The sequence below is a fragment of the Chamaesiphon sp. VAR_48_metabat_403 genome, assembly GCF_031422475.1.
Taxonomy (GTDB): Bacteria; Cyanobacteriota; Cyanobacteriia; order Cyanobacteriales; family Chamaesiphonaceae; genus Chamaesiphon.
This window is the reverse complement of the sequence record NZ_JANPLS010000267.1, coordinates 1-6,143: the sequence shown is the minus strand read 5'-3', so window position 1 is coordinate 6,143 and position 6,143 is coordinate 1. Positions and strand designations below refer to the sequence as shown.

General features: G+C 44.5%; 5 protein-coding genes. 3 read left to right on the top strand and 2 right to left on the bottom strand.

What is annotated here, in order from left to right; translation table 11 throughout:
• From RMO79_RS12315 to RMO79_RS12305, 3 genes are all read left to right on the top strand, one after another.
• Positions 1-1,230: circularly permuted type 2 ATP-grasp protein (locus RMO79_RS12315; RefSeq protein ID WP_310483456.1), on the top strand; the 1,230-nt coding region annotated here is incomplete at its 5' end.
• 314 nt (positions 1,231-1,544) lie between these two features.
• On the top strand, positions 1,545-2,495 hold the full coding sequence (locus tag RMO79_RS12310; protein WP_310483455.1) for an alpha-E domain-containing protein: 951 nt from the start codon (positions 1,545-1,547) through the stop codon (positions 2,493-2,495).
• Entirely contained in the window at positions 2,492-3,349 is an 858-nt protein-coding gene (locus RMO79_RS12305; protein ID WP_310483454.1) for a transglutaminase family protein, read from the top strand. Before RMO79_RS12310 ends, RMO79_RS12305 begins: the two co-directional genes overlap by 4 nt.
• On the opposite strand, the gene RMO79_RS12300 is transcribed toward RMO79_RS12305, so the two are convergent.
• The gene (locus RMO79_RS12300; RefSeq protein ID WP_310483453.1) at positions 3,329-4,111 is read right to left on the bottom strand and encodes a proteasome-type protease; all 783 of its coding nucleotides are present in this window, start codon (positions 4,109-4,111) and stop codon (positions 3,329-3,331) included. The two genes, RMO79_RS12305 and RMO79_RS12300, sit on opposite strands and share 21 nt — an antisense overlap.
• Before the next feature lie 130 nt (positions 4,112-4,241).
• Entirely contained in the window at positions 4,242-5,699 is a 1,458-nt protein-coding gene (locus RMO79_RS12295; protein ID WP_310483457.1) for an MFS transporter, read from the bottom strand.
• Positions 5,700-6,143: the final 444 nt, after the last annotated feature.

Sequence of the window (6,143 nt, the reverse complement as noted above, 5' to 3'; positions counted from 1 at the left end):
ACTGAAAAAATTCTGCCGTTTGATATCATTCCCCGGACGATTTGCGATCGCGAATGGACGCAATTAGAGCGAGGTTTAAAGCAACGTACCCACGCGCTCAACTTATTTTTGAGCGATATCTATGGGGAGCAAAAGATTATTGCCGATGGCGTAATTCCCCAAGAGTTGATATATTCAGCGAGTGGATTTCTCAAGCCGTGTATGGGATTAAAACCGCCACAGGGGATTTGGTGTCACATTACTGGTACAGATTTAATTCGCGATCGCGATGGAAGCTGGTATGTGTTAGAAGATAATCTCCGGTGCCCATCTGGAGTTTCTTACGTACTGGAAAATCGGCGGGTGATGAAGTCTACATTCCCGCGCCTATTCGAGAAAATGCAGATTCGCCCCGTCGAAGATTATGCGAGTCGGCTGCTGGAAACTTTGATGTATTTAGCCCCAGAATCTACCCTCGATCCGACGGTGGTGGTATTGACTCCAGGTATTTATAACTCAGCCTATTTCGAGCATTCTTTTTTGGCACAGCAAATGGGCGTGCAATTGGTAGAAGCCAGAGATCTGACGATTGCGAATGGTTTCTTGCAAATGCGGACGACAAAAGGCTTGCAGCAAGTCGATGTCGTCTATCGGCGGATCGATGATGACTTTATCGATCCGCTGACTTTTAGGGCTGATTCTACCCTGGGAGTACCCGGATTGATGGATGTTTATCGGGCGGGAAAAGTCGCGATCGCCAATGCGCCAGGGACGGGAGTAGCCGATGATAAAGTGGTGTATGCTTATCTACCCGCGATCGTCAAATACTATTTAGACGAAGAGCAAATTATCCCTAATGTGCCTACCTATGAATGTTGGCACGATGGGCAACGCGAGCACGTACTGGCAAATTTAGACAAATTAGTCGTCAAAGCCGCAGCCGAATCGGGCGGCTATGGCATGTTAATCGGTACTCGATCCACCCCTGAAGAGCGGGACGAATTTGCCACCAAAATTACCGCCAATCCCCGCAATTACATCGCTCAACCTACTCTGTGTCTATCGCGGGTACCTACTCTCCTCCCCGATGGAATTGATGGCAGACACGTCGATTTACGCCCCTATATTCTCAATGGGAAGGATATCTATATCAATCCCGGTGGCTTGACGCGAGTAGCTTTGAGAAAGGATTCTCTAGTTGTTAATTCTTCTCAAGGTGGCGGTACTAAGGATACATGGGTGGTTTGTTAGTTGAGCTGCGTAGTCCTTTACCCCACCCCAACCCTCCCCTTATAAAGGGGAGGGAGCCAGGAATTGTCCCCCCTTTATAAGCAGGGCTGATTCATCCCCTTTGGGAATGAATTTGTCAATATCTAAAGCAATCGGTTTTTAGATGAATGTGGTTGTTTCTTAGTATGAAATTACCATTTATTCGATCGAAATTAATTGCTTTTAATCTTGACAACATAAGCCTGATAAGGAATGAATCAGCCCTGCCTTTATAAGGGGGGTTGGGGGGGTAAGCCAACCCGAAACGAAGTCTAATTCCCTATCCCCTTTCCCCTATGCTAAGTCGCGTTGCTAACTCAATTTACTGGCTCAATCGTTATATCGAACGAGCCGAAAATATTGCCCGCTTTGTTGATGTTAACCTCAACTTATTACTCGATAGTGTAGTTGTAGACGATCGACAGTGGGAACCAATTGTGATTACTACTGGCGATTTAGATATTTTTCGCAGTCGTTATGGAGCGGCTACAGCGCAAAATGTGGTGGAGTTTCTGACTTACGATGAAAAGTATCCCAACTCGATTTTATCCTGTCTTCAATCTGCGCGGCATAATGCTCGATCGGTACGCGAGATTATTTCATCGGAGACGTGGGAACAGGTAAATAGTTTTTACTTTATGGTAAAAGAGGCAGCATCAGCGAAGATTAAACCAGATTTACCAGGTTTCTTTGAAGCGGTAAAGATGGCTAGTCATCAATTTGCAGGGGTGATGGATGCAACGATGTCACATAATGAGGCTTGGCATTTTGGGCAGATCGGCAGATCGATCGAACGGGCTGATAAAACGGCGCGAATTTTAGATGTAAAATATTTTATTATTTTACCTAATGGTGTCGGTTCGGCATTAGATGAATTACAGTGGATCTCTTTATTAAAGTCGGCGAGTGCTTATGAAATGTACCGCAAAACTTATCGTCGGATTAATCCATCAGATATCGCGCGGTTTTTGATCTTCGATCGCGAGTTCCCCAGATCGATTCAATATTGCCTCAACTCGGCGGAAAAATGTCTGCATCTAATTAGCGGTAGTCGTAGCAATACTTGGAGCAATTCTGCCGAGCATCAACTGGGTAAACTGCGATCGGAACTAGATTTTATGTCGATCGAAGAAATTATTGACATTGGCTTGCATGAATTTCTCGATCGCACCCAAAGTCGGCTAAATAGTGTTTCTCAAGAGATTAGCGATACGTTTTTGACGATCGATCCGCAGGTGGTAATATGAACATCTACCAAATCGAACACACCATCGATTACACCTACACTCAACCAGTAAATTTCGCGCCGCACCAGTTAAGATTGCGCCCACGATCGAATGTCCATCAATCGGTGCTAAAATTCGATCTTTCGATCTCGCCTACCCCTGATAAACTTGTCGAAGCTGTCGATCTCGATGGCAATAATCAAATTGTGGCTTGGTTTGATAATCATCTGGCTACTAACCTGCACATTCACGCCCAAACCACAGTTTCCACCAATCTGAGCGATCCGTTTAATTACCTGCTAGAGCCGTGGGCGACACAATTACCGATCGATTATCCCCGCTGGCTGGCTCAACAACTGCAACCATATTTGACTGGATATTTATTTCACTCGATCGATCCAATTGCGATCGAATTAGCGGGGCAAATTTGGCAGAGTGTCAATGCTAATACCCTGGCTTTTCTCACCGAACTCAATCAGCAGATCTACAGCACCTGTACTTACGCTCTCCGCGATGCTGGCTCTCCACTTCCGCCTGGGATTACCTGGGAAAATCGCTCCGGTTCCTGTCGGGATTTAGTCGTGTTATTTATCGAAGTCTGTCGAGCGGTAGGCTTGGCGGGGCGATTTGTCAGCGGCTACGAAGCTGGAGCCGAAACCGACGACAGACACCTCCATGCTTGGGCAGAAATATATCTTCCTGGCGGGGGCTGGCGGGGCTATGACCCCACTCATGGATTATTGGTTGCTGCCGACCACATCGCGATCGTTTCTAGCCCGTTCCCAGCCCAGACAACCCCCGTTGAGGGCAAGTTACAAACGATCGGTAATATTGGTATGGAAATGAACTATCGATTAATGATTCAAAAAACCTGAAAGATCGTGCGGTTCTGGTTCTAAATTTTGACTGCGGTTCCAATCGATCGACGGCATTCGATCGAACGCATCTTTAAGTGAAGATTCCCACTCTTTGCGGACTTGCAATAGATAGGGATGTCCGCGATGCAAAGTAAGTTGATGGCGAATTTCGAGACTATTATGATGATACATCACCAGATCGATCGGTGGGCCGACCGAAACATTTGATTTCATCGTTGAATCAAAAGATAGTAGGGCACATTTAGCCGCATCTTCAACGCTCATATCGTACTTCAAAGTTCGATCTAAAATTGGCTTACCATATTTAACCTCACCGATTTGGAGGAATGGTGTTTCGGGCATTGCTTTAATAAAATTGCCCTGACTGTAGAGCATATATAACTCCGTCGCTTGTCCCCGAACTTGCCCGCCAAGTAAGATATTACAACTAGCATCGATGCCGTCTTTATCCAACCATTCTCGCTCGCGAGTCTGTACCTGGCGCAATTTTTGACCGATATAAACAGCAATCTCGTAAAGACTCTGATGAGAGTGAAGATTTTCGATATCTGGATTTGCCAAATCTCGATCGATACTTGTCATCACAGCTTGGGTAATCGATAAATTTCCCGACGCACATAATAAGATCGTCCGATCTCCCACTACCGAAAAATCAAACATCTTTCGATAGGTAGAAATATAATCGACTCCAGCATTAGTTCGAGAATCGGCTGCCATTACTAATCCATGAGTGGAGATAATTCCCAAGCAATAAGTCATAAAGTAGGTATTAAGTTATTCGTGACGATCGGATCTGAAATAGCATTAAATAATTGTGCTAAATGATGTTTATCAACCTGAATTTTAATCGATCTCTATCTGTTTAATTGTCTGCTATGTGACGATTAGATTAATTGTCGCTCTCAATATTCTTCCGGCGTTCGGCTAATTGCAACAAAATTTGCTGGTGGCGTTCGCGGGTAATCGGATAAAAATATGCCAGAATTAGACCGCTAATTAATGAGATAGTTGGAATAGGGCCGATCGCGAATCGGATGGCGAGTAAGACAGCAGGTGGTTGAATTGGGGCGAGAACTGTAGCAGTCGGACTGATATAACCAGTCCATTCCAAACTCTGTAAAATCACAGCGAGGGCAACACCCAGACAAATTTTTTGTAAAAACACCATGAAACTATAAAACAGTCCTTCACGGCGTTGTCCGGTTTCTAGTTCGTCTAATTCAATCACATCTGGCAGCATCGACCACGGTACTAAATAAGCCGTAGACACCCCCAATCCTGCCAACATTGCTAGAAAGTATAACATGACAGTTTGACCGGGTTGGAGTAGGAATAAACCCGCTTGGGAGATAATCCAAAACCCCGTTCCCATGAAATAAACTGCTTTTTTACCAACTTTTTGACTAATTCTACTCCAGACTGATAACATCCCTAGTGCAGTACCCTGAACCGCGAGGATAATTAGGGGAGAATCTGCTTGTTGTAAGCCCATCCAACTAACAGCAAAGTAAGGAATAATTGCAGCGGTAAGTTGCAGGCTAAACCAAGAACACAAATAGATACCGACAACAAACATAAACGCCCGATTGGTGAATACCGATCGCAATTGTTCTCTAATCGGCAAAGGATTGGGATTCTCAACTCTAGCGGCTTGATATCGATTTACGAGCTTATATCTTGCTTGAGTACCCCAGACACAATAAAAAATTGGTACTACTGAAATAACTGCACAAATAATTCCGATCGTCAGGTATTGTTGAGCGGGATCTGATACTTGTTGAAATACAGTCCTAGCAATTAATAACGCAGCAATACTTCCGCCCAGAGAGAAGGTAAATCGAAAACTATTTAAACTAGTCCGTTCGTTATAATCTTCAGTTAACTCGGCAGTGAGCGCGGTATAAGGGAGGCTATACGTCGTGAAGAATGTCCCCAATAACATCGATATGAATGTATAAAAGAAAAATAAACCCCATTGATTAGTTGCTGGAAAAGGAATCAACCACTGACAGATAAATAAAATGCCAAATGGAATTGCTGAAAATAGCATCCAGGGGTAACGTCTACCCCATTTTTTTTTAATTTTGGCACCAAACACATCCCCGCGATCGCTCATAATTCCAATCACCGGATCGATGCAAGCGTCCCAGACTCTGACTATTAGTTGAGTTGCCCCTGCTAATCCGGGCGATAAATGGACGACATCGGTGAAGAAGGGAGAAAGATAGGATAGTAGTAAGATTCCCACGATCGCACCACCAATATCGCCTGCACCATAAGCAAACTTGGTGCTAAAATTCATTTTCTCGATTGGGGCGAGTTCTTCAGTCTCAGTGGAAGGGTTCATCATCGGATACTAATATTCAACTAGATAATCGGGGTATTGTGACGATCTCATATTGCTTTAACCGAGCGGTTAATTTCGATGTTTGGGTAAAGGATAAAGAGTCGATCGTTTGCTTCGTTCGCGTAGCGTCTCTGGGAGAGAATCGGGAATTTCTTATATTTTACATTAATGCAATTGTAGCCTGTTACCCCCAGCAAATTTCGACCGCTCCCCGATCTACCACGATCTTACGTCCCACTGACACTAGATCGAGCCACCAAGGGCATACTAAAAGGTAAAGGGTAAAGGGTAAAGAAAGTACGAATCACCGCTACTCCTTACTCCTTACTCCTTACTCCTTACTCCTTACTCCTTACTCCTTACTCCTTACTCCTTACTCCTTACTCCTTACTCCTTACTCCTTACTCCTTACTCCTTACTCCTTACTCCTTACTCCTTATTACT

Coding starts and splice junctions, on each gene's coding strand:
- RMO79_RS12300 (WP_310483453.1), bottom strand. CDS start 4,111: ATGACTTATTGCTTGGGAATTATCTCCACTCATGGATTAGTAATGGCA.
- RMO79_RS12310 (WP_310483455.1), top strand. CDS start 1,545: ATGCTAAGTCGCGTTGCTAACTCAATTTACTGGCTCAATCGTTATATC.
- RMO79_RS12305 (WP_310483454.1), top strand. CDS start 2,492: ATGAACATCTACCAAATCGAACACACCATCGATTACACCTACACTCAA.
- RMO79_RS12295 (WP_310483457.1), bottom strand. CDS start 5,699: ATGAACCCTTCCACTGAGACTGAAGAACTCGCCCCAATCGAGAAAATG.